This is a genomic window from Saccharomonospora cyanea NA-134 (genome assembly GCF_000244975.1).
Classification (GTDB): Bacteria; Actinomycetota; Actinomycetes; order Mycobacteriales; family Pseudonocardiaceae; genus Saccharomonospora; species Saccharomonospora cyanea.
Window position 1 is genome coordinate 758,735 of sequence record NZ_CM001440.1, and the last position, 22,795, is coordinate 781,529.

Below are 22,795 nucleotides of genomic sequence, written 5' to 3' on the forward strand. Positions count from 1 at the left end.
TGGACGTATTGTTTAGCCTCGCTTACCGTTGGAACACGTGGACGTCACCGTGCGGGAACCGGCCGTTGGGGCCGTGAGCGGCCGTCGCGTCACCGTGTCGGTAGCCGCGGCGGGGATCTGCTCGTTCTCCCTGCTGTACGCGCCGCAACCGCTGCTGCCACAGTTGGCGGCCGAGTTCGGGCTCGACCCCGGCGCCGCCTCGCTCGCCGTGTCGGCGGGCACGGGCGGACTCGCGGCGGCCGTGCTGCCCATCGCCGTGGTGTCCGAGCTCGTCGGCAAACGACCGGTCATCATCGCCTCGGTGCTGGCCTCCGCCGTGCTGGGGTTGTTGCTGCCGTTCGCGCCCTCCTACGAGGTCCTCCTCGTGCTGCGCGTGCTTCAGGGGGTCGCGATCGCGGGCTTCCCCGGGGTCGCCGCCGCCTATCTCGCCGAGCTGCTCGGCCCCGCGGGCGTGGCCGGAGCGGTCGGGGCGATGATCGCCGGGAACACGGTCGGCGGGATGCTCGGCCGGCTCTCGGCCGGGGGTGTCACCGAGTGGCTGGGATGGCACGGTGCCCTCGCCGTCGTGGGCGGTGTCGGTTTGCTCTGTGCGCTGCTCACCGTCGCCACGTTGCCCCGGCCGCCGCGACGTGAGCGCGCCGGGCCCTCCGCGGCGCGGCTGCGCACAGTGCTGTCGGGCTTCGCCCTGGGACTGCGCAAGCCCGTCCTGTGGGCGCAGTACGGCGTGGCGCTGCTGGCGATGGGCTCGTTCGTGGCGCTGTACAACGCGGCGGGGTTCCGGCTCACCGGCGAGCCGCTCGGTCTCAGTCCGGCGGTCGCCTCCCTCGTCTTCCTCTGCTACGCGATGGGCTCGGTGTCGTCCGCCACGGCGGGTCGGTTCGTGTCCCGGTTCGGCAGGATGCGCTGCCTGCTCGCCGCGCTCGCCCTGACGGTCGTCGGTGCGGTGGCCACGGTGGCGGATTCGCTGGTCGTCGTGATCGTGGGGTTCGTGGTCTTCACCGGTGGCTTCTTCGCGGCGCACGCCGTCGCCAACGGCTGGGCGGCCGCCGAGGCGCCCCCACAGGCTCGGGCTTCGGCGTCCGGCCTGTACACGCTGGCGTACTACCTGGGCAGCAGTGTCGGCGGCACGGTCGGCAGCGTCGTCTTCGGGCTGGCGGGATGGGGGTGGCTCGTCGGCGTGGTCGCGGTCTGGCTCGGGTGCGCGGCGATGGGCGCGGTGATTCTGGCTCGGCCCCGGAAAGCGTCCTGAATTCACCCCATCGGGCTCGAACAAATGTTCGAAGGCGGGTTACGATGAGGTATGCGCTCGCACGCGTTCCCGTCAGGAAGCCACCGTGGTCATCGCGGCCACCAGCAGGCCGTTGCCCATCGGCAGCAGGGTGGGGATCAGTCGCGTGTCCTCCCGCACCGCGCGGGCCACGTCGCGCAGGGCCAGCAGTTCCGGTTCCCGTCGCGTCGGATCGGCGATCCGACCCGCCGCCAGCACGTTGTGGAACGCGATCACGCCCCCTGGCCGCAGCAGTTGCACGCCGAGGTCGAAGTAGCCCGGGTACTCCACCCGCGCCGCGTCGGCGAACACCAGGTCGTAGCCGCCGGTGGTGAGCCGGGAAAGCACGTCCAGAGCTCGCCCCATGATCAGCCGGGTGCGTCCCGGAGGGTATCCCGCGTCGAGGAACGAGCGCCGTGCGCTGCGGTGGAACTCCGGCTCGATGTCGATCGACGTCAGCACGCCGTCCGGGGTCATTCCCCGTAACAGGTACAGACCGCTGACACCGGCGCCGGTTCCGATCTCGACCACCGCCCTGGCCTGAACCGACGCGGCCAGGAAGCTGAGCGTCGACCCCGTGGCGCACGACACCGGTGGGCAGCCGAGCTGTTCCGCTCGGAGGCGTGCCGTGGTGAGGACGTCGTCCTCGGGGAGGTACGCCTCGATGAATTCGCCGAGATCAACCCAACCGGTGATGTGCGTCTCGGAGTTCACGCGCCAGAGGTTAGCGCGGCACTGTGGGTCAGCACGGCCAGTCAGGTACCTAAGGTGCCGTTCGTCTCGGCGGAATCGCGGCGGTGCGCGCACGGTGCCCGATGCGGTGGCGGGCGGTGGCCCGTGTGAAAACCACGTAAGCGCAGGTAACGCGGGTCGGTCGAGCGCGGCCGTCGCGGACACGGTTTCTCAGGATGCTCTCAGACGGACTTCACTACAACCACAGGAAAGCGGGTAACACTGTTGTGCCAAGGACGGGAACTCCCGTCGTACCCGCCACGTTGGGTGGAGTAGTGAAGGGGACGGGCCGATGGAGGTGCCTCAGCTGCCACACGACAGCACGCAGACCGCTCCGGTTCCGGTCGAGGACGAGGTCACGTGGACACCGCCGACCTGGGACGAGGTCGTCCGGCAACACGCCGATCGTGTCTACCGGCTTGCTTACCGGCTGACGGGCAACGCCCACGATGCGGAGGACCTCACCCAGGAGACGTTCATCCGGGTGTTCCGTTCGCTCGCGTCGTACAAGCCGGGAACGTTCGAGGGCTGGTTGCACCGCATCACGACCAACCTGTTCCTCGACATGGCCCGCCGACGCGCCCGCGTCCGCATGGAGGGTCTGCCGGAGGACACCGATCGGATCGTCGGGGACGACCCCAGCCCCGAACAGGTGTACTCGGACACCCATCTCGACCCCGACCTTCAGGCGGCGCTCGACGAACTCCCGCCGGAGTTCCGGGCCGCCGTGGTGCTCTGTGACGTGGAGGGCCTGTCCTATGAGGAGATCGGTGCGACGCTCGGCGTTAAGCTCGGCACTGTCCGCAGCCGGATCCACCGTGGCCGGCAGGCTCTGAAGTCTTCCCTCGAGCGCCGCCGCGCGCTCAAACAGGAGGCAACGGTATGACGGTTGGCAAGGGATGGGGGATGGCCGAGTCGCATCTTCTTCCCGACGCCGTGGTGGCGTTCGTGGACCAGGAGCTGTCGCTCGGCGCTCAGGAGCGTGCCGCAGCGCACCTCGCCCACTGTCCCCGGTGTTCCGCCGAGGTCGCCGCGCAGCGGTCCGTCAGTGCCGCGGTGCGGCAGGCGCGGACCCCCGCCATCTCGGCCGGTTTTCTCGCGAGCCTGCGAGAGATACCGCACACCGTCGACCTTCCGAAACCGCCCGACCACCTCGCCGTGGGTGTGGACGGGCAGTTGATGGCCGTCCAGCGTCCCAACCAGGTCGCGGGGCTGTGCGACGGTCTCCCGCCGGGTGCGCTCGGTACGTCGGCGCCTCTCGGCACGTCGCCCAACGTGCTGGGCAACGGTCCCCGGCTGTCCTCGGTCCGCAGACGGGCCACACAGGGAGCCGGTGTCGTGGTCTCGGGGCTGGTGCTCAGCGCGCTCGCACTGGTCGCCACCACCAGCGCCGGCGACGGTCGCACCATCGAGGCGGATCCGGAGTCCACCGCGACGCCGCGTACGGACGTGCTGCCCGCGGCGAAGATGGGCACTCACGACGGCGCTCGCGGCGGTGCTCACGACAGTGCCGGCAATGCCGGCAATGCCGGCAATGCCGGCAATGCCTACGCCACCGGAGGCGCGCAGAGCACTCCGACGACCACGGGCACGTCCACCACCACGAGCGCGACGAGTACCACCGTGAACGTCGGCGCCTCCACCTCGGAGAGCGCCGCACCGGCCACCACGAGCACTGTGGTCGCGCCGGCGGGTGCCCCACGCTGACTTCACCGGCCCGTGGGCAGCATCACTGTGGGAGGCTAGGCGTAGGGTCACACGCCGAGCGATCCCAGTGATCACCGCAGTCCAACCGGGGAAGAATGAGCGAACCAGCCACACCGAAGCAGGAGGAGTCCGGGTCTCAGGAGCATCGGCTCCGACCGCGCCCGATCGCGCGCCCGCCGGTGGACCCGGCGATGGCTGCGGTGTTCGGCAGGCCGCGGGGTGTGGGCGGCTCGTTCGACCTGCTGCACTCACCGGACACGGGCGCCCGCCCGCAGTCGACCCGGTCGACACCGCCCCCGCCGTCGCTGGCCGAGGCGTTCGGGCGGCAGCCGGGCGAGGAGGGCGTGGTGCTGCAGCGCCCCGCCGAACGAGCGGACGGCCACGGTCCCGGTGACGGTTCGGGGGACGCCGACCCGCTGTGGGCGAGTGAGAGCGACCCGTGGCGTGATCCGGGTTCACCGGCTGTCCTGGGCCAACCGGCCCTGCGCGAACCGGACCGGGCCGACGACTCGGTGGAGCGCCCGACGGGTCCGCTGCTCAGCCTGCCCGAGGTGTTGTTCGGCCGACGCGTCAAGCCGACGGCGCTGGCGCTGCTCAGCGTCATCGCACTGCTGGTCGGCGCCGCGGGTGGTGCGGTCGGGTGGGCCGTCGCGACGGCCGGGGACTCCCTGACCGGAGAGCTGAACATCGCCGAGGCCGAAGCTGCCAAGGAACGCCCTGCCGGTTCCGTCGCCGCGATCGCGCAGAAGGTGGCCCCGGCCGTGGTGTCCATCGAGGTCGAGGTCGGCCAGTCCGGCGGTGTGGGCTCCGGTGTCGTCATCGACCAGGAGGGCTACATCCTCACCAACCACCACGTGGTGTCGCAGGCCGCCCGCGCCGACGAGGCGAAGCTCACGGTGGTGTTCACCGACGGCACCAGGGTGCAGGGTGCGATCGTGGGGACGGACCCGAGGACCGACCTCGCGGTGTTGAAGGTCGACGTGGAGAACCCCGTCGTGATCCAGATCGGCGACTCCGACGCCCTTGCGCCCGGCGACAGGGTGATGGCCATCGGCTCGCCGTTCGGCCTGGAGAACACGGTCACCGAAGGCATCGTGAGCGCACTGAACCGGCCGGTCACCGCGCCCGGTGAGAACGGAGACCCGCCGGTCACCTATGACGCCATCCAGACGGACGCGGCGATCAACCCCGGTAACTCGGGCGGTGCGCTCGTCGACTCCACCGGCGCTCTCGTGGGCATCAACTCGATGATCCGCACTGCGGGCAGCGCGGGCGAGGGCGGGAGCATCGGCCTCGGTTTCGCGATCCCGGTCAACCAGGCCGTCGAGATCAGCGACGCGCTCGTGCGCGACGGCACTGTCAAGCACGCCTCGATCGGAGTCAACGCCGCGTCCGTGGCGGCCAACACGTCGCAGGGAGCCCAGGTCCGTAACGTCGTCCCGAACGGTCCCGCCGCCAAGGCGGGGATCGCGGAGGGAGACGTCATCGTGAAGGTCGGCGACCGCCGGGTACGCAACGCCGCCGAGCTCACCGTGGCTGTGCGCGAGCATGACATCGGGCAGTCCGTGCCCGTTCAGGTGGTCCGAGACGGGCGTCAGCTCACCGTCGACGTCACCCTCGGTTCAGACTGACGGGGTACGCTTTCACCGCATCGTGGTTCGAGGCGGAGGTTGGTCGCGTGTTCGACAACATTGGCTGGGGTGAAATCCTGGTTCTGATCGTCGCCGGCCTGTTCATCCTCGGGCCGGAGCGGCTGCCGGAAGCCGCCGCCTGGCTCGGGCGGAGCGTGCGCAAGGTCAGGGACTTCGCGACGGGCGCCCGCCAGCAGTTGCGCGACGAGGTGGGCACGGACTTCGAGGAGTTCCGCAAGCCCATCGAGGACCTGCGGAACCTCCGCAACTTCGACCCGAAGCACGCTGTGCGGCAGCATCTGTTCGACGGTGACCCCGACCCGCTGGGCCTCGACAACATCAACGGCACCGGGCCGGCGAACGGCAACGGCGCGCCGCACGTGGGTGGTCAGGCGACCATGCCCCAGCAGGTGGAGCCCCTCAAGCCGGGGGAGAAGCCCCCGGTGGACCCGGACGCCACCTGACCAGACGGCGTCAGCGTCCTGCCGGGGTGACGTTCAGCATCATGCCCGCCAGGCCCCTGGCCCGTACGGACAACTTCTCCGCCGCGCCTGCGAGCACCTGGCTCGCCGGAGTGTCCGGCTCGGCGAGCACGATGGGCGTGCCCGCGTCACCCTGCTCGCGCAGCTTCGGGTCGAGCGGGACCTGACCCAGCAGCGGAACCTCGGCACCGACGGACTTGGACAGCGACTCGGCCACGGCCTTGCCGCCGCCCGAGCCGAAGATCTCCATGCGGGAGCCGTCCGGCGCCTCGAACCACGACATGTTCTCGATGACACCGGCGACACGCTGGCGGGTCTGCAACGCGATCGCACCGGCGCGCTCGGCGACCTCGGCGGCGGCCTGCTGCGGTGTCGTGACGACGAGGATCTCCGCGTTGGGGATGAGCTGCGCCACCGAGATGGCGATGTCGCCCGTACCCGGCGGCAGGTCGAGCAGCAGGATGTCGAGGTCGCCCCAGAACACGTCGGCGAGGAACTGCTGCAGAGCCCGGTGGAGCATGGGGCCGCGCCAGACCACGGGCGTGTTGCCGGGCGTGAACATGCCGATGGAGATGACCTTCACGCCGTGCGCCTGAGGCGGCATGATCATCTTTTCGACCTTGGTGGGCTTGTCGCTGGCGCCCAGCATCCGGGGGATCGAGTGGCCGTAGATGTCGGCGTCGACCACACCGACGGACAAGCCCTTGCGCGCCATCGCGGCGGCCAGGTTGACGGTGACGCTCGACTTGCCGACCCCGCCCTTGCCGGAGGCCACGCAGTACACGCGGGTCAGCGAGCCCGGTTGCGCGAACGGGATCACCGGTTCCTCGACGTCGCCGCGCAGCTTCTTGCGCAGCTCGGTGCGTTGCTCGTCGCTCATCACGTCGAGCTCCACGCGCACGTCCCGGACCCCGGGGAGTTTCGACACGGCGGCCGTGGTGTCGCGCGTGATGGTGTCCTTGAGCGGACAGCCGGCCACGGTGAGGTAGACGGCGACCGTGACATCTCCGTCGTCGCCGACGGAGATGTCCTTCACCATTCCCAGCTCGGTGATCGGCTTACGGATCTCCGGGTCGATGACGGAGTTCAGCGCGGCGCGTACGTCCTCGACGCCGGGAGTCTCTTGCGTGGTGGTCACTGCTGCGGCACCGACCTTCTCGTCGCTGATGAGTTGCGTTCCTCCCTCATGCTACGTGTCGGTAATCGAGGCTCACCGGCTATGTCCACGCGGCGGGGACGGGGTGGGGGTAACATGGATCACACTATCCCGACAGTGATCGGGGCCGCGCCACCGGGCGCGTGCGGCCCAGGCGGTGCGACCTCGCGGAAAGCGGGGCGACGATCATGGCAACGTTGCTCGTCATCTGCGTTGTCATCGGCATCGCGCTGGTCGTGCTGGCGGCGTCGTCGGTGCGCGTCGTCAGGCAGTACGAGCGCGGGCTGATCTTCCGGTTCGGCCGGGTGTCCAGGTTGCCGAGGGAACCGGGGCTGGCTCTGATCGTTCCGGGTGTCGATCGCATGCACAAGGTGAACATGCAGGTCGTGACGCTGCCGGTGCCCGCGCAGGACGGCATCACACGTGACAACGTCACCGTGCGCGTGGACGCCGTCGTGTACTTCCGGGTGATCGATCCGGTCCAGGCGATCGTCGGGGTGGAGAACTACCGGTTCGCCATGTTGCAGGTGGCGCAGGCGAGCCTGCGGCGCACGATCGGGGAGAGCAACCTCGACGACCTGCTGTCACACCGGGAACGGCTCAACGAGGGACTCGAGTTGATGATCGACAGTCCGGCCGCGACCTGGGGCATCCACATAGACCGGGTGGAGATCAAGGACGTGGCGCTGCCGGAGTCCATGAAGCGGGCCATGTCGCGGCAGGCGGAGGCCGAACGTGAGCGCCGGGGACGGGTGATCGCGGCCGAGGGCGAGTTGCAGGCGTCGGAGAAGCTGTCACAGGCGGCGGCGAGGATGGCGAACACACCCGCGGCGTTGCAGTTGCGCCTGCTGGAGACGGTGGTCGAGGTGGCTGCCGAGAAGAACTCGACGCTGGTGCTGCCGTTCCCGGTGGAGTTGTTGCGGTTCCTCGACGAGTCCGCGAAGCGGGATGCGGTGCAGCGTGGGGCGAAGGCCGGGGAGCCGGTCCCGCCCGCGCCCCGCGAACCGGAGGCGAACGAGAGTTCCGAACGCGGCTTCGTGCGTTGGTGAGCGCCACGAACGTCCGGGCACCTCCGGGTCGCCGTTCGTGTTCGGTACCGCGCCGCCGACAGCCCGGTGAACCGTCTCCGTGCTCACCGGTTTTACGGGTGCACGAAGCGTGAGATCATGGGTACCACCCGCCCCGTGTGGTCGGCCAGCGCAACAGAGCAGAACACAGGTGATGATCGTGACCGGTCCCTTCTCGTCGGGTCGACAGGCGCCGAGGTCGCCGCGCCTTCCCACGCCGCCGTCAGGCTGGCCGATCGGCTCGTACGCCACCTACGAGGAGGCACAGCGCGCTGTCGACTACCTCGCGGACAAGGAGTTCGAGGTTCAGGACGTCACCATCGTGGGGGTCGACCTGATGCTCGTGGAGCGCGTGCTCGGTCGGTTGTCGTGGGCGAAGGTGCTGGGCACCGGTGCCGCGTCGGGCGCCTGGTTCGGTGTGTTCATCGGCGTGTTGCTGAGCCTGTTCAACCCGGCACAGGGATTCTCGTACGTGCCGCTGCTGGTCGGCCTGGTCGCCGGTGTGGTGTTCGGTGCGGCCTCGGCCGCGATGGGGTACGCGTTCACCCGCGGTCGACGCGACTTCTCGTCGGCGAGCCAGCTCGTCGCAGGGCGTTACGACGTCCTCTGCCAGCCCCGAACCGCCGAAAAGGGTCGCGATCTGCTCGCACGTCTGGCCATGGGTTCACACGGCTGAGGGAACAAGGTCTTCTATTTAGCCCCTCCGTCGTTACTGTCTGTGCTTGCGTGCTGTCATCGGTGGGCATAGATTTATGGCACCGGTCACAGGTGGTGTGTTGACCCTGTGACATCGATGACCGTGCACGTGGGGGTGGGTGGGTCTCGCCTCAGCCGCCCAGCGTGCGGTGGGGAGGAGACACATGGTGGAGGTCGCTGCACGGCGGCGGCTCCGGCGTTCACCCGGTCGGATAGCAGCGATGCTCGGTGTCACTGCGGTGACGGGTTCGATGCTGGCCGCGTGCGGGTCGAGCGATGGTATGCAGATCAACGTCTACTACGCCCCGGAAGACAACTTCCAGAAGGTGGTGGACGACTGCAACAGGCAGGCAGGCGGCCGCTACGAGATCGTCTACAACAAGCTGCCTCGCGACGCCGACGGCCAGCGCGAACAGATGGTTCGCAGGCTCGCCGCCGGTGACACCTCGATGGACGTCCTGGGACTCGACGTCACGTGGGTTCCCGAGTTCGCGGAGGCGGGCTGGGTCGAGGAGTGGACCGGCGAACACAAGGCCGAGGCCGAGCAGGACGTGCTCCCCGGACCGCTCGAGACGGCCATGTGGGACGGCCGGCTGTACGCCGCTCCGAAGAACACGAACGTGCAGCTGCTCTGGTACGACGACCGCATCACTCCCGAGCCGCCGCGCACGTGGGAAGAGATGATGGAGATGTCGCGGCAGCTGCGTGAGCAGGGCAAGCCGCACCAGATCCTCTTCACCGGCGCGCAGTACGAAGGCCTCGTGGTCGTCTACAACTCGATCGTCGAGTCGGCGGGCGGGCGCATCCTGTCCGAGGACGGCGAGTCGGTGGTGATCGACTCCGGCGCCGTGCGTGGGCTGGAGATCCTGAAGGAGGTCAGCTCGACCGGGCTCACCGACCCGTCGCTGACCAACCAGCAGGAGGACGAGGTGCGGCTGGCCTTCCAGCAGGGGCGCGGTGCGTTCCAGCTCAACTGGCCGTTCGTCTACGCGTCCTACGCCTCCGAGAAGCCGGACGAGTTGCAGCACTTCAAGTGGGCGCCCTACCCGGGTGTCGGTGAGCCGGGCACCGGACGCAGCACCATCGGCGGCTACAACCTCGCGGTGAGTTCGTCGTCGGAGCACAAGGAGGAGGCGTTCGAGGCGGCGCTGTGCCTGCGCAGCCCCGAGCACCAGAAGTTCTCCGCGCTCATGGACGGTGTGCCGCCCACGGTCGAGTCGGTCTACAACGACCCGACGCCGCTCGACCCGTCGAAGCCGGCCGACGCCGAGTCGAACCCGACCATGGAGCAGAAGTACCCGATGAAGGACACCATTCGGGACCAGCTCAAGAACGCCGCGGTACGCCCGCTGACGCCGGCGTACCAGAACCTGTCCATCGTCATGGCGAAGGTCCTGTCGCCGCCGTCGGCGATCGATCCGCAGTCCAAGGCACAGCAGCTGCGTGACCAGCTCGACGAGGCGCTCAGCTCGAAGGGCGTGATCCCATGAGTGACACGGCCGCAACCCCGGCGACCCAGGCCGCGCCCGCGCGGCGGGCCGAACCGGTGACGAAGCGGGGCAAGGCCCCGATGAGCGAGGGCAAGCGGGCCGAGCGCAAGCTCGGGCTGCTGCTGGTGGCTCCCGCGGCGATCGTGATGCTGGCCGTCACCGGGTACCCGATCGCGTATTCGGTGTGGTTGTCGCTGCAGCGCTACGACCTGCGGTTCCCGGACGAGCGCCAGTTCGTCTGGTTCGAGAACTACGCCGCCGTGCTCACCAACTCGTACTGGTGGACGGCGTTCGGCGTGACCATGCTCATCACCGTGGTGTCGGTGGCCATCGAGTTCGTACTCGGTATGGCACTGGCACTGATCATGCACAGGACCCTGGTCGGTCGCGGTCTCGTGCGCACGGTGACCCTGATCCCGTACGGCATCGTCACGGTCGTGGCGGCGTTCTCGTGGTTCTACGCCTGGACGCCCGAGACGGGATACCTCGCCAACGCGCTCGCGCCCGACGGTGCGCCGCTGACCGAACAGTGGTCGTCGCTCGGCATCATCATTCTCGCCGAGGTGTGGAAGACCACGCCGTTCATGGCGTTGCTGCTCATGGCAGGTCTGGCGCTAGTGCCGGACGACCTGCTGAAGGCGGCGTCGATGGACGGCGCGAACGCGTGGCAGCGGTTCACCAAGGTGATGCTGCCGGTGATGAAGCCGGCCATCCTCGTGGCCCTGCTGTTCCGCACCCTCGACGCGTTCCGGGTGTTCGACAACATCTTCGTGTTGACGAACGGCGCCAACGACACCTCGTCGGTGTCGATGCAGACCTACAACAACCTGATGAAGGGGCTCAACCTCGGCATCGGCTCCACGATGGCTGTGTTGATCTTCATCGCGGTGGCGATCATCGCGTTCATCTTCGTCAAGGTGTTCGGCACGGCGGCGCCGGGCAGTGACCAGGAGGGGAAGCGCTGATGGCCATAGGTACGGTCACCACCGCGCGGAAGGCACGGTGGGCGCTCATCGACATCATCGTGGTGGTCTACGCGCTGGTTCCGGTGCTGTGGATCGTCTCCCTGTCGTTCAAGACGAAGGAGACGCTCGCGGACGGCAACTTCATTCCCCGCGAATGGACGCTCGACAACTACCGCGAGATCTTCGCGACCGACGAGTTCATCCGGCCGCTCATCAACTCGATCGGTATCGCGATCATCGCGACGCTGATCGCCGTGATCCTCGGCATGATGGCGGCCTACGCGGTGGCGAGGCTCGACTTCCCCGGTAAGAAGCTGCTGATCGGGGTGTCGCTGCTGATCGCGATGTTCCCGCAGATCTCACTGGTGACGCCACTGTTCAACATCGAGCGTGAGCTCGGGTTGTTCGACACGTGGCCGGGGCTGATCCTGCCCTACATCACTTTCGCGCTGCCGTTGGCGATCTACACGCTGTCGGCGTTCTTCCGCGAGATCCCGTGGGAGCTCGAGAAGGCGGCGAAGATGGACGGCGCCACCCCGGCGCAGGCGTTCCGCAAGGTCATCGCCCCGCTGGCCGCGCCGGGCGTGTTCACCTCGGCGATTCTGGTGTTCATCTTCTGCTGGAACGACTTCCTGTTCGCCATCTCGCTGACGTCCACGGAGGCGTCGCGGACGGTGCCCGCCGCGTTGTCGTTCTTCACGGGTGCCTCGCAGTTCGAGGACCCGACCGGGACCATCTCGGCGGCGGCCGTCGTGATCACCATTCCGATCATTCTGTTCGTGTTGTTCTTCCAGCGACGCATCGTCGCGGGGCTGACCTCCGGTGCGGTGAAGGGTTAGGCAATGGCTGAGATCGTGCTCGACAAGGTGACCAAGCGGTTCCCCGACGGAGCCCTCGCCGTGTCGGAAATGGACATTCACATCAACGACGGCGAGTTCGTGATCCTCGTCGGTCCCTCGGGCTGCGGGAAGTCGACGGCGTTGAACATGATCGCGGGGCTGGAGGACATCACCTCCGGTGAGCTGCGTATCGACGGTCAGCGCGCCAACGAGAAGACGCCCAAGGACCGCGACATCGCGATGGTGTTCCAGTCGTACGCCCTCTACCCGCACATGAGTGTGCGGGAGAACATGGCCTTCCCACTGCGGCTGGCCAAGGTGGACGACGCCACGGTGAGGCAGAAGGTGGAGGAGGCCGCGCGCATTCTCGACCTGACGCAGCACCTGGACCGTAAGCCGTCGAACCTGTCCGGTGGTCAGCGGCAGCGGGTCGCCATGGGACGTGCCATCGTGCGCAACCCCAAGGCGTTCCTCATGGACGAGCCGCTGTCCAACCTGGACGCCAAGCTGCGGGGCCAGATGCGGACGTCGGTGTCGAAGCTGCAGAAGCAGCTCGGCACCACCACCATCTACGTCACCCACGACCAGACCGAGGCCATGACGCTCGGTGACCGGGTGGTGGTGTTGCGCGGCGGTGTGGTGCAGCAGATCGGTGCTCCGCAGTTCCTCTACGACAACCCCGCCAACCTGTTCGTGGCCGGGTTCATCGGCTCGCCCTCGATGAACTTCGTGCCTGCGACGCTGGAGAACGGGGCGCTGAACAGCGCTCTGGGCACCATCGAGCTGCCCGACCGGCTGCGGCGGTCGGCCGAGGAGGCGGGCGCGCCCCGTGAGGTGATCATGGGTGTGCGTCCGGAGAGCTTCGAGGACGCCGCGCTGGTCGAGGAGGGACACCGGCGAGGCGGCGCCACCTTCGGCGCCACGGTGGACGTGCTGGAGTCGATGGGCTCCGAGAAGTACGCCTACTTCACGGTGGAGGCGGAGTTGGCGCAGACCGCCGAGCTCGCGGAACTCGCGGCGGACGCGGGCGCCTCAGACGTGCCGGGAGCGGGGTCCACGATCGTGGCACGGCTGTCGGCGGCCTCGGAGGTCCGCGAGGGCGACCAGGCCCAGGTGTGGTTCGACGTGGAGAAACTCCACCTGTTCGACCCGTCGTCGGGCAAGAACCTCACCTACGCCGGCTGACTCACCGCGCGTGCACAGGCTGCGACCCGAGACGAAGTGTCTCGTGTCCGCAGTCTGTGCACGCGTGTCCGCAGTTAGGGACGGGTGTCCGCACCCGGTGTCACCGTGTCCGCGGGTTGTGGACGGGTGCGGGAAGTGCGGACACGGTGTCAGGGGCGGTGGGCGCGCACGGCTTGGATGACGTCGTCGTCCCAGCGGTGGGTGCGGATCATGCGGTAGCGTTCGCCCGCGACCCAGAGGTACGCCTCGGCCTCCGTACGGTCGCCCACCAACTCGGCCTGGCGCAGCATCTGTACCACCGGCTGGTACTCCTCGGCGTACCAGCGCTGCGCCACGGTGGCCCGGTCGAGCAGCGTTCCCTCGTCCTGCATCAGCCGGAAACCCCAGGCCTCGACGTGCTCACCGAGTTGCGCGTAGTCCTCGGGATCGGTCACCACCACGGCCGCGCGGGCTTCGCCGCGCAGCGGTACCCGTTCCAGGAACAGCCTGCGGTAGCCCTTGACGATGAGATCGCCCCGGTACCGGATGCCGTCGGGGTTCAGTTTGGTCCGTACCAGGATGACGTTGGCCTCGATCGAGGTCAGCCCGAGCGCGTAGGCCACCGACACGCGGTGGTGCCCGTCGATCACGAAGTGCAGGTCGCCGACGCGGTAGACATCGATGGGCGGGATGTACTCGCCGCGTCTGCTCGCCAGGGCGAGCCGTTCCCACCGCTGCCGTACTCGTGCGGACGTGGGCCGGAACCGGCGGTCGAAGTCGTGGCTGCGGTCGACGCTGCCCACGATGGAGTCGAGCCGGATCACCCGCAGCCCTATCCGCCGTTCGCTCTCCTTGCCGAGCGCCTCCACCACCTCGTCGAACGGCAACGTGATGTTGACGTCGTCGGGTTCGCGTCGCAGCCAGTTGGACAGCCGGGACAGCACCTGGCGGCGCCGCGCACGGAGGAAGTCGTGTTCGGCGTCGACGCGGGGAAAACCTGTGTCGCGGTTCTTCACAGTGCCTCCGTTCCAGCGCGGGAGCCGATGTGGAACACGTGAGCGCCGACGATGTTGCGTACGCGTGTGCCGTCGAGGTGGTGGTCGGGCGGCCGCTTGCCGTACGGGTGGACATGGCCGTGCAGCAGCCACCGTGGTCGTAGGCGCCGGACGGTGTGCCTGAGGCAGTCGAAGCCCTGGTGCGGCGGGTCCGTGCCGTCGCCGACACCGCGTGGCGGGGTGTGGGTCAGCAGCACGTCGACGGGTTCGCCCCGGGCCCGCCGCACGAGCCGACGGGCGCGGCGGCTCTGCTCGGATTCGGTCCACTGGTTCGGACCGCCGTTGTAGCAGGGCGATCCGCCGAGGCCCGCGACGCGGACACCCGCGATCTCGACGACGCGTCCGTCGGCGTTGACGCCGCCGGGCGGTCCGGGCCAGCGGGCCGGAAACCCTGCCCGCAGGGGCAGCCCGTTGCGGAAACCGAACCCGCTCAGGTCGGGATCGTGGTTGCCGGGAACGAACACCAGAGGCCGGTCGAGCGCGCTCGCGAGGAAGTCGAGGTAGTCGAACGGGAGGTCACCCGCGGCGAGGATCAGGTCGACGGAGAGGTCGGTGACGCGATCGGTCCACAGTGCCTCCTCGACCTCGTCGGAGACGGCGAGTATCCGCGGCGGCGCGTCGGTCCGGAGGACGCCGCCGAAGTGGTGACCGCCCGGCGGGGACATGCCCCCATTATCCCGTGCCACGGGCGAACTCGGGGTTCGTCGCGATGATCACGGTGACGACGACCACCCACACCAGCGCGGTCGTGAGGGCCCAGAACTTCAGGTTGGTGAGCATCCGGAGCACGGCTTCACTCCTTTCGGTCGAGCACGGGGAGAACGGCGAGGACACCTGGGCTCCGACGGCGGTGTCAGAGCCATTTCTTCTTGCGGAACACGCGGTAGAGCACGAGGCAGATGACGAGGATGACCGCGATGACGGCCGGGTAGCCGTAGCGGGACTGCACTTCGGGCATGTACTCGAAGTTCATCCCGTAGATGCCGGCGATGGCCGTGGGCACGGCGACGATCGCGGCCCAGGAGGTGATCTTGCGCATGTCCGAGTTGAGCTGGAGGGTGATCTTTCCGAGCGTGGCGTCGACGAGCGTGGTCAGCAGTTCGTCGAACGCCGCGACGCGGTCGGACACCGTGGTGACGTGGTCGTGCACGTTGCGGAAGTACGACCGCACCTCGTCCGGGATCAGCCGCGTGTAGCCCTCCGCGAGCCTGCGCAGCGGGGCGGCGAGGGGCAGCACGGCTCTGCGCAGTTCGAGCACTTCGCGTTTGAACAGGTAGATCTGCTCGGACGTGACGCGTGTGCGCGGGGCGAACACCTCGGTCTCCATCTCGTCGATGTCGTCCTCGATGCGTTCGGTGACGTTCAGGAAGTGGTCCACGACGTGGTCGGCGATGGCGTGCAGCACCGAGGCGGGGCCGGGCGCCAGGCGTTCCGGGTCGGCGTCGAGTTCCCTGCGCAGGTGGGCGAGTCCGGCGTGGTTGCCGTGGCGCACCGTGATGATGAAGTCGGAGCCGAGGAACGCCATGAGCTCGCCGGACTCGACGATCTCGTTGGCGGTGGTGGGGGAGTCGTGCTCCACGTACCGGACGGTGCGGAACACCATGAAGAGCGTGTCGTCGTAGCGCTCCAGCTTGGGTCGCTGGTGTGCGTGCACGGCGTCCTCGACGGCGAGTTCGTGCAGTCCGAACGTGTCGGCGATGCCCTGGATCTGCGCCTCGTCGGGCTCGTGCAGGCCGATCCACACGAAGCCCTCGCCCCGCTTGCGGACCTCGGCGATGGCGTCGACGTGGGACCACTCCCCGGGTTGCCGTACGCCGTCTATGTAGACACCGCAGTCGACGACGTACGTCGACGGCCGGATCTCCCGGGAGTCGCGACGGCGACCGTCGCGGGAGACGCGGCCGTTACCCCGGCCGCGCAGGTTGCCGAGGGAGCGAATTGCGGGCATGACGGTCTCCTGGCTGTGACGTCGAGGACTGAAGACGACAGGCACATGCCAGCGGCCCCGCCCAGGGCCACGCCACGCGGAAGCGAGTTACCGACTGTCGCGACGGCGGTGATCGGCTCTGGAGGTGGGAACGCCGGCTGAACTAGGGAGCGGACTATCGCCACTACTCATCTGCGTCCTCACCTCCTCGGAGTCGAACTCGACGGACGCGGGCGGCGAGAGAATCCCGCCGGTGCGATCACCGCGCCGTCTTCCGAGGGTACTCCTGCCGGGCAGGCCACGTCGGTACAGGTCGGTGTGATGTAGGTGAACACCCGGTGCGGGCGTGGCACACTGCGCAATCACCCGCGCGGTGGGCCCTCCACCGGCTACGGTGAGGCGAGTCCATGCCCGGTCGCTCACGCGACGGCGAGGACGTCTTGTAGGACACCCCCGAGGACGGACATGGCTTCGAGTCTGGACACGGTTCGAGAGCGGCTGCGGCGGTTCGCCGAGTACGAGGCGGCGGAGCACTCGCCGCTGTACTCGCACCTGGCCGCGAAGGCAGCCACCGACGACGACGTGGCGGTACTTCTGACCTCGGCCTCCGGCAACGACGCGCACCCGACGTTGTTGCTCGCGGCCGCACACCGGCTGCTCCAGTCCGACCCGGTCCACCCGCTGACGCGTTACTACCCGTCACTGGGCGGGCTCGACGGTCCGGACGAGCGGACCTGGGCGTTGTTCCGGGAGTTCGTGCTGGAGCGGGCCGAAGCGATGCGCGAACTCGTCGCCACCCGGTTCACGCAGACCAACGAGGTGCGCAGGGCGGCTGTGCTGTACCCCGCCGTGGCGTCCGTGGCGAAGCGGGTCCGTGGGGCCGTCGGCCTGCTGGAGGTCGGGTGCAGCGCCGGGTTGCTGCTGGGCATGGACACGTTCTCGTACCGGTACCTGAGGGAGGGCGGGGAGCAGGTCACGGCGGGTCCGGCGAAGGCGGCCGTGGGCCTGCACTGCGCGCTGTCGGTGGAAGAGGGCGCGGCGTTTCCGGCGCTGCCCAGGAAGGTGACGGTCAAGGCAAGGGTCGGACTGGACCGCTCGCCCGTGGACGCCTCCGACGAGGAGGAGCTGGCGTGGTTGGAGGCGTGCGTGTGGGCCGACCAGCCGGACCGCATCCGGTTGCTGCGCACGGCGGCGGCCGCGCAGCGGCGCATCCGGCCGGAGTTCGTGGTGGGGGACGCGGTGGACGACCTCACCGGGGCGGCCGAGCGGGTGCCGGACGAGCTGCCGCTGGTGGTGTTCACGAGCCACGCTCTGCCGTACCTGCCGGCGACGCGGCGCGACGACTTCGTGGCCGCGTTGCGCGACCTCTCCGCCCGGCGTGCGTTGTGGTGGGTCGCGATGGAGAACTACGAGGCGGGTCTGCGCCACGTGCTGCCGGGACACGACGAGCTCTCCTACGCCAGGACGGGGCGGACGACGCTGGGGGTCGTGTCCTTCGAGGACGGAAGGGCGAACGCCGAGATCAAGGCCGTGGCCGTGCCCCACGGGCAGCGCATGACGTGGCTGGCGGCCTGAGCCGAACGCGCCGGGTCAGCAGCGGGGGTTCACGCCCCATGCCCGGAGAGCCTCGGCGAGCCTTTCGGCCAGCAGCCCCGCCCGTTGCAGGGCGCTCAACTCGGCGGTGCTCACCCAGCGGGCGTCGTCGGCGTCGTCCCCGGGACGGAGTCGCCCACCCTCGACGGCGCACGTGTAGTCGTGGATCTCGTACCGGCCGCGGGTGACGGAGCCCACAAGGCCGGAGGGACGCACGGTGAGTCCGGTCTCCTCGCGCAGTTCGCGGACGACCGCCTCGGCGTCGGTCTCGCCGGGTTCCACCCGGCCGCCCGGCAGCGACCACAGCCCCGCGGAGGGCGCGTGGCCTCGGCGGACGAGCAGCAGGCGTCCGTCGGCGTCGAACACGATCCCGCCGACACAGCGTTCGGTGCCCACCCGGGATCTCCCCTCTCGGAACGTGTCCTGTGTCACCCGAAGGACTCACGCAGTGTAGTCAAAGATCGCGAACCGCGCGGGGCGCTGACCCAAGTGCAGGACTTTGCTGACGTAACGGAGCGCAGTGCGGTACAAACTTAGTGGCACCAAGCCGCACACAGGTCCGCACTTCGAGAGACGGGATTGATCGCTGTGAACGCGAAAAAGCTTGCGACGTTCGCTGGGATCGCGTTGGTCCTCTTCTTCGTGATCGCCCGACCAGGGGAGGCGGCGGGGTTCGTGGACAACATCATCACCGCTCTGCGGGACGCCGCCGAAGCCGTGATCACTTTCGTCAGCAACGTCTTCAGCTGACCGGCGATAGGCTCCGGCCATGTTCGCGCCCCGCGATCCAGACGAATATCTGCTCGACACCGAGCGCCGGGTGATCAGGATCCGGCGGCACTGGGCCTGTCTCACCTGGGAGACCTTCGAGGCCGTCGCCCTGATCGCCGTGTGCGTGATGGTGTCGTACATCCTGCCGCCCGCGATGTGGATGGTGCAGAACATCCTCTGGTACGTTGCGCTCTTCCTCGTGCTGCGCTACGCCTACCAGGTGATCGAGTGGTGGGTGGAACGGCTGGTGGTCACGGACAAACGGTTCGTCATGACCACCGGCGTCTGGACGACGCAGGTGCTGATGATGCCGATCACCAAGGTCACCGACCTGACTTACGAGCGGCCGTTCCTCGGCCGCATCCTCGGGTACGGGACGATGGTCGTGGAGTCGGCGGGTCAGATCCAGGCGCTGAACCGCATCGAGTACCTGCCGAAGCCGGAGGAGTTCTACGACACGATCTCCGAGCTGGTGTTCGGCGACAAGCAGAAGCAGGCCGAGCGGTTCTCCATGATCAAGGCGCAGCGTGCGGCGCGGCGCAGCAAGAAGGTGATCGGCTGAGGGTGGGCAAGGGGGTGCGCCCGCACGCTGGACAATGGTCGGCGTGCGCATCGACCTGCATACTCACTCCACAGTCTCGGACGGCACCGACAGCCCCGACGGGCTCGTGCGCGTCGCGGCGGACGCCGGTCTCGACGTCGTCGCGTTGACCGATCACGACACCACCGCCGGGTGGGAGGCGGCGGCGCGAGCGCTGCCGCGTGGGCTCCGGCTGGTGCCGGGTGCGGAGCTGTCGTGCGAGTCGGTGGCCGTCGACGGGCGCAGGGTGAGCGTGCATCTCCTGGCGTACCTGTTCGACCCCGAGGCCCCTGCTCTGGTGGCGGAACAGCGCCGACTGCGGCTGGAACGACGGACACGGCTGCGGGTCATGGCCGAGCGGATGGCCGCTGACGGCCTGCCGATCGATCCCGACGAGGTGCTGGGCGGTCTGCCCCCCGACGCCCCGGCGGGCAGGCCGCACCTCGCGCGCGCACTCATGCGGGCGGGAGTGGTTCAGACCGTGGACGAGGCGTTCGCGCGGTTTCTCGGCGGAGGCCGGGGTTACTACGTGCCGAGGACGGACACGCCGGTGGAGACGGCCATCGACATGATCGAGGACGCGGGCGGGGTGACGGTGCTGGCGCATCCCTTCGCGACGTCGCGAGGCCCGACGGTGTCGGAGGACACGATCGCCGCGCTGACCGAACGCGGGCTCACCGGGGTGGAGGTGGATCACCCCGACCACGACGCGGCGACCCGGCGCCGCCTGCGGGCGCTGGCCGACGACCTCGGACTGGTCCGGACCGGTTCCAGCGACTACCACGGCACCAACAAGACCATCGCCATCGGGCAGGAGACCACGGACCCCGACCAGTTCGAGGCGTTGCTGGCGAGAGCGGGCGGGACTCCGGTGACGGCGTCGTGAGCGAGTTCTTCGACGCGACCCTGTTCCTGGAGGCGGCGATCACCCTGCTGGTGATCATGGATCCGCCCGGCACGGTGCCGGTGTTTCTGAGCCTGGTCGGTCGCAAGCCGCCCGTCGCGAGGGCGAAGGCCGCGCGACAGGCGGTGCTCGTCTCGCTGTTGGTGATCACGCTTTTCGCCGTCGCGGGCCAGTTCATCCTGGCGTACCTGGGTATCGGCATTCCCGCGTTGCAGGGTGCGGGCGGGCTGCTGCTGTTGCTCGTGGCGCTCGACCTGCTCACCGGCAAGGGCACGCCGGAGGCGGAGGCCGCCGAGGACGTCAACGTCGCACTCGTGCCGCTGGGTACCCCGTTGCTCGCGGGGCCGGGAGCGATCGCGGCGACCATCGTGTTCGTCCGCCAGGCGCACGGGCACGTGGGCGCTTACGTGGCGCTGGGCGCGGCCATCGTGGCCGTGCACCTGGTTCTGTGGGCGTGCATGAGGTACTCGGGTGTGTTGATCCGCCTCGTCCGGGAAAGCGGGATCACCCTGCTGGCCAAGGTCGCGGGTCTGCTGCTGGCCGCCATCGCCGTCGAGTTGGTGGCCGACTCGATCCGCGGCTTCGTCGAGGGAGCATGAGATGGAACAGCTCGGGTTCGACTTCGGCGTCGAACCGCAACCGCTGATCAAGGTGACGCCCGCGAGGTTGTCGCTCTACGACGACTGCCCGCGCCGGTACCGCATGACCTACCTCGACCGTCCGACGCCGACACGGGCGGGGCCGTGGGCGCACAACACGGTGGGCGCGGTGGTGCACAACGCGATGCGGGAACTCTTCGGCCTCCCGGTGGCCGAGCGAACGCCCGAACGGGCCTCGGTGTTGGTGAGCAGGCACTGGCGCAGCGCGGGGTTCGCCGACGCCGTGCAGGTGGCCCGGTACGCCGAGACGGCCCGCCGGTGGGTCGCCGACTACGTGGAGGCCGGTGGCGCGGACGCCGACGTGGTGGGCCTGGAGCAGTGGGTGTCCGCCACGGTCGGCAGTGACCCGGCCGCGCCGTCACTGATCGTGGAGGGCCGGGCCGACCGCATCGATCGCCGGGGCACAGAGCTGGTCGTGGTCGACTACAAGACGGGCCGCCGTACGCCCGAGGACGCCGACGCGCGACGGTCACGGGCACTGGCTCTCTACGCCGTCGCGGCCGGCCGCACCCTGCGTGCGCCGTGCTCGCGGGTGGAGTTGCACCACCTGCCCACGGGGACCGTTGCCGTTGCGGAACACACCGCCGACACGTTGGGGGAACACGTACGCGAGGCGGAGGAGACCGCCACGGCTTCCCGGGCCGCAGCCGATAGGCTCACGCGAGGGGGCGATCCGGACCGACTTTTCCCTGCGCGACCGGCACCCCGTTGTGCCTGGTGCGAGTTTCGTCCCAGCTGTCCGGAGGGGCGGCAGGCGGCACCCGCTGCTCGTCCGTGGGACTTGCTGACGCCGACGACGTGACGACGATTGACGGAGTGACATGGCTGAGCCGGACACGGTGGAGTTGAGGGTGGCGTCGCCTGCCCGGGAGCCGGCCCGAGCCAGGATCCCCGGATGGCGGGGGATCACTGGAGCTTTCGCGGCGGGCTGGGGCGTGGTCTTCCTCGTACTGCTGGCCGCGCAGCTCCTGGCGTGGGCGGGTGGCGGTGAGGGCCCCGGCGCCTACACCCTCGTGGGGCATCTCGTCGGTGGCGTGCTCGCCGGTGGGGCGCAGTACGTCGCGGACCGCAGCGACGGCGTGCGCGCGGGTGTCGCGGGTGGGGCCGTCGCCGTGCTCACCCCCACGATGTTGTGGCTGTTCTGGTGGTCGTGAGGCCGCCCGCGCGTTCGGTCCGGAGTCCGCGCCTGCCGACACCGCCGAGCGCGTCGTACCGGGTGGCCGGACGTCAGTCCACGCCCAGCCAGCCGCGCCAGCGGGGGAGGAGTTCCTTCAGCAGTACGGTCGGGTTCTCCGTGTTCGGCGAGTGTGCGGCGTCGGGGACGACGACGAACTCGGCGTCCAGCCGCCGCGCCATGTCCTGCTGACTCGGCACGCTCCACGCGTCGTCGTGCTCACCCGCGACCACGAGGCTCGGCACCCCGGACTCGCGGAGTACCGCCGCGAGTTCCGCGACGAGGTCGGGTTCCCGCCGCAGCCCGTCGGCCATCCCCAGCAGGCACGCCGCCGTCGTGGCCACGAAACGCCTGCGGTGGAACTCGGCCAGCCCGCCGGGAATCGGCGGGCGTCCTGTGCCCAGCCGTGCGGTCAGCCGCTCCCGGACCGCGTACGCCGCTTCCACGCCCCGCGCACGCAGCACGATCTCACCGGCGTCCATGGCCTGGTACCGGGGTCCCGGCGGCAGGGCGGCGGGCCCACTGCACAGCAGGGTCAGTCCGGCGATCGGAGCACCGGTCAGAACAGCTCCCCTGGCCACGAGACCGCCGTAGGAGTGCCCGAGCAGGACGACGGGGCCGTCGGCGGCGAACTCCACCACGAGGCCGGCCACCACCTTGCCCAGTTCTCCCGGGCTGTAGGCCGACTCGTCGGCGGGGCCGGGCGAGGCGAACTGTCCGGGAAGGTCGATCGCCACCGGGAGGATCCCCGCCTCGGCGATGCCGTCCAGCAGCGGCGCGAAGTCCTCCTTGGAGCCGGTGTAGCCGGGAACGAGCAGCGCGGTCGCGACCGCGTCGTCCGGGAGTGGGCCTCGTAGCGCGGCCACCGGGCCGTGCGGGCCGCGAAGTTCCACCTGATCGCCCCCGTGGGGGCTCAGTTGGGAGGACGCACTCACC

The 22,795-nt window shown here is 69.2% G+C and carries 25 protein-coding genes; 18 read left to right on the forward strand and 7 right to left on the reverse strand.

What is annotated here, in order from left to right; translation table 11 throughout:
- Positions 1 to 37 precede the first annotated feature (37 nt).
- Positions 38 to 1,249: an MFS transporter gene (locus tag SACCYDRAFT_RS03720; protein WP_052309168.1), complete on the forward strand. Its 1,212-nt coding sequence runs from the start codon at positions 38 to 40 to the stop codon at positions 1,247 to 1,249.
- A 72-nt stretch (positions 1,250 to 1,321) separates the two neighbouring features.
- On the opposite strand, the gene SACCYDRAFT_RS03725 is transcribed toward SACCYDRAFT_RS03720, so the two are convergent.
- Positions 1,322 to 1,981 carry an O-methyltransferase gene (locus SACCYDRAFT_RS03725; RefSeq protein WP_005453735.1) on the reverse strand — a complete coding sequence of 220 codons (660 nt, stop codon included), beginning with the start codon at positions 1,979 to 1,981 and terminating at the stop codon, positions 1,322 to 1,324.
- Between the two features lie 310 nt (positions 1,982 to 2,291).
- Here SACCYDRAFT_RS03725 and sigE point away from each other — a divergent pair, with 310 nt between their 5' ends.
- From sigE to tatB, 4 genes are all read left to right on the forward strand, one after another.
- Positions 2,292 to 2,885, forward strand: a complete 594-nt coding sequence (gene sigE, locus SACCYDRAFT_RS03730; RefSeq protein ID WP_005453736.1) for an RNA polymerase sigma factor SigE — start codon at positions 2,292 to 2,294, stop codon at positions 2,883 to 2,885.
- Entirely contained in the window at positions 2,882 to 3,706 is an 825-nt protein-coding gene (locus SACCYDRAFT_RS03735; protein ID WP_005453737.1) for an anti-sigma factor family protein, read from the forward strand. The genes sigE and SACCYDRAFT_RS03735 overlap by 4 nt, the downstream gene beginning before the upstream one ends.
- A 95-nt stretch (positions 3,707 to 3,801) precedes the next feature.
- Positions 3,802 to 5,337 (forward strand): S1C family serine protease, encoded by a 1,536-nt coding sequence (locus SACCYDRAFT_RS03740; protein ID WP_198284970.1) that lies wholly within the window; start codon positions 3,802 to 3,804, stop codon positions 5,335 to 5,337.
- Between the two features lie 47 nt (positions 5,338 to 5,384).
- The gene (gene tatB, locus SACCYDRAFT_RS03745; protein ID WP_005453742.1) at positions 5,385 to 5,801 is read left to right on the forward strand and encodes a Sec-independent protein translocase protein TatB; all 417 of its coding nucleotides are present in this window, start codon (positions 5,385 to 5,387) and stop codon (positions 5,799 to 5,801) included.
- A gap of 10 nt (positions 5,802 to 5,811) precedes the next feature.
- On the opposite strand, the gene SACCYDRAFT_RS03750 is transcribed toward tatB, so the two are convergent.
- Positions 5,812 to 6,957 carry an Mrp/NBP35 family ATP-binding protein gene (locus tag SACCYDRAFT_RS03750; protein WP_005453744.1) on the reverse strand — a complete coding sequence of 382 codons (1,146 nt, stop codon included), beginning with the start codon at positions 6,955 to 6,957 and terminating at the stop codon, positions 5,812 to 5,814.
- 206 nt (positions 6,958 to 7,163) lie between these two features.
- Here SACCYDRAFT_RS03750 and SACCYDRAFT_RS03755 point away from each other — a divergent pair, with 206 nt between their 5' ends.
- The 6 genes from SACCYDRAFT_RS03755 (at position 7,164) to SACCYDRAFT_RS03780 (ending at position 13,217) form a co-directional block, all read left to right on the forward strand.
- Positions 7,164 to 8,024, forward strand: a complete 861-nt coding sequence (locus SACCYDRAFT_RS03755; RefSeq protein ID WP_005453746.1) for a slipin family protein — start codon at positions 7,164 to 7,166, stop codon at positions 8,022 to 8,024.
- A 172-nt stretch (positions 8,025 to 8,196) separates the two neighbouring features.
- Positions 8,197 to 8,718 carry a general stress protein gene (locus tag SACCYDRAFT_RS03760; RefSeq protein ID WP_005453748.1) on the forward strand — a complete coding sequence of 174 codons (522 nt, stop codon included), beginning with the start codon at positions 8,197 to 8,199 and terminating at the stop codon, positions 8,716 to 8,718.
- Positions 8,719 to 8,902: 184 nt separating this feature from the next.
- Positions 8,903 to 10,228 carry an ABC transporter substrate-binding protein gene (locus SACCYDRAFT_RS03765; protein WP_005453750.1) on the forward strand — a complete coding sequence of 442 codons (1,326 nt, stop codon included), beginning with the start codon at positions 8,903 to 8,905 and terminating at the stop codon, positions 10,226 to 10,228.
- A complete protein-coding gene (locus SACCYDRAFT_RS03770) occupies positions 10,225 to 11,193 on the forward strand; it encodes a carbohydrate ABC transporter permease (protein WP_005453752.1) in 969 nt (322 codons plus the stop codon). The genes SACCYDRAFT_RS03765 and SACCYDRAFT_RS03770 overlap by 4 nt, the downstream gene beginning before the upstream one ends.
- A complete protein-coding gene (locus SACCYDRAFT_RS03775) occupies positions 11,193 to 12,032 on the forward strand; it encodes a carbohydrate ABC transporter permease (protein ID WP_005453753.1) in 840 nt (279 codons plus the stop codon). Before SACCYDRAFT_RS03770 ends, SACCYDRAFT_RS03775 begins: the two co-directional genes overlap by 1 nt.
- A gap of 3 nt (positions 12,033 to 12,035) precedes the next feature.
- Positions 12,036 to 13,217: an ABC transporter ATP-binding protein gene (locus tag SACCYDRAFT_RS03780; protein ID WP_005453755.1), complete on the forward strand. Its 1,182-nt coding sequence runs from the start codon at positions 12,036 to 12,038 to the stop codon at positions 13,215 to 13,217.
- 149 nt (positions 13,218 to 13,366) lie between these two features.
- On the opposite strand, the gene SACCYDRAFT_RS03785 is transcribed toward SACCYDRAFT_RS03780, so the two are convergent.
- The 3 genes from SACCYDRAFT_RS03785 to corA all read right to left on the reverse strand — a co-directional run bounded on the left by SACCYDRAFT_RS03785 (position 13,367) and on the right by corA (position 16,199).
- Entirely contained in the window at positions 13,367 to 14,212 is an 846-nt protein-coding gene (locus SACCYDRAFT_RS03785; RefSeq protein WP_005453756.1) for a ParB N-terminal domain-containing protein, read from the reverse strand.
- Positions 14,209 to 14,916 (reverse strand): metallophosphoesterase family protein, encoded by a 708-nt coding sequence (locus SACCYDRAFT_RS03790; RefSeq protein WP_005453757.1) that lies wholly within the window; start codon positions 14,914 to 14,916, stop codon positions 14,209 to 14,211. The genes SACCYDRAFT_RS03785 and SACCYDRAFT_RS03790 overlap by 4 nt, the downstream gene beginning before the upstream one ends.
- Before the next feature lie 188 nt (positions 14,917 to 15,104).
- Entirely contained in the window at positions 15,105 to 16,199 is a 1,095-nt protein-coding gene (gene corA / locus SACCYDRAFT_RS03795) for a magnesium/cobalt transporter CorA (protein ID WP_005453759.1), read from the reverse strand.
- Positions 16,200 to 16,643: 444 nt separating this feature from the next.
- On the opposite strand from corA, the gene SACCYDRAFT_RS03800 reads away from it, so the two are divergent.
- Positions 16,644 to 17,753, forward strand: a complete 1,110-nt coding sequence (locus tag SACCYDRAFT_RS03800; protein ID WP_005453760.1) for a DUF2332 domain-containing protein — start codon at positions 16,644 to 16,646, stop codon at positions 17,751 to 17,753.
- Between the two features lie 15 nt (positions 17,754 to 17,768).
- Here SACCYDRAFT_RS03800 and SACCYDRAFT_RS03805 read toward each other — a convergent pair whose 3' ends face one another.
- Complete coding sequence (locus SACCYDRAFT_RS03805) at positions 17,769 to 18,167, reverse strand: NUDIX hydrolase (RefSeq protein ID WP_005453761.1); 399 nt, start codon at positions 18,165 to 18,167, stop codon at positions 17,769 to 17,771.
- Between the two features lie 192 nt (positions 18,168 to 18,359).
- Here SACCYDRAFT_RS03805 and SACCYDRAFT_RS26560 point away from each other — a divergent pair, with 192 nt between their 5' ends.
- From SACCYDRAFT_RS26560 to SACCYDRAFT_RS03830, 6 genes are read left to right on the forward strand one after another with little or no spacing between them, the layout of a single operon-like run.
- Positions 18,360 to 18,521, forward strand: coding sequence for a hypothetical protein (locus SACCYDRAFT_RS26560; RefSeq protein WP_005453762.1), 162 nt, complete (start codon positions 18,360 to 18,362; stop codon positions 18,519 to 18,521).
- A gap of 19 nt (positions 18,522 to 18,540) precedes the next feature.
- Positions 18,541 to 19,104 carry a PH domain-containing protein gene (locus SACCYDRAFT_RS03810; protein WP_005453763.1) on the forward strand — a complete coding sequence of 188 codons (564 nt, stop codon included), beginning with the start codon at positions 18,541 to 18,543 and terminating at the stop codon, positions 19,102 to 19,104.
- A gap of 34 nt (positions 19,105 to 19,138) precedes the next feature.
- A complete protein-coding gene (locus tag SACCYDRAFT_RS03815; protein ID WP_005453764.1) occupies positions 19,139 to 20,008 on the forward strand; it encodes a PHP domain-containing protein in 870 nt (289 codons plus the stop codon).
- Entirely contained in the window at positions 20,005 to 20,625 is a 621-nt protein-coding gene (locus tag SACCYDRAFT_RS03820) for a MarC family protein (RefSeq protein WP_005453765.1), read from the forward strand. The genes SACCYDRAFT_RS03815 and SACCYDRAFT_RS03820 overlap by 4 nt, the downstream gene beginning before the upstream one ends.
- 1 nt (position 20,626) lies before the next feature.
- On the forward strand, positions 20,627 to 21,487 hold the full coding sequence (locus SACCYDRAFT_RS03825) for a RecB family exonuclease (protein WP_005453766.1): 861 nt from the start codon (positions 20,627 to 20,629) through the stop codon (positions 21,485 to 21,487).
- Between the two features lie 19 nt (positions 21,488 to 21,506).
- Positions 21,507 to 21,839, forward strand: a complete 333-nt coding sequence (locus SACCYDRAFT_RS03830) for a hypothetical protein (RefSeq protein WP_005453768.1) — start codon at positions 21,507 to 21,509, stop codon at positions 21,837 to 21,839.
- Positions 21,840 to 21,912: 73 nt separating this feature from the next.
- On the opposite strand, the gene SACCYDRAFT_RS03835 is transcribed toward SACCYDRAFT_RS03830, so the two are convergent.
- A complete protein-coding gene (locus SACCYDRAFT_RS03835; protein ID WP_005453770.1) occupies positions 21,913 to 22,794 on the reverse strand; it encodes an alpha/beta fold hydrolase in 882 nt (293 codons plus the stop codon).
- Position 22,795: the final 1 nt, after the last annotated feature.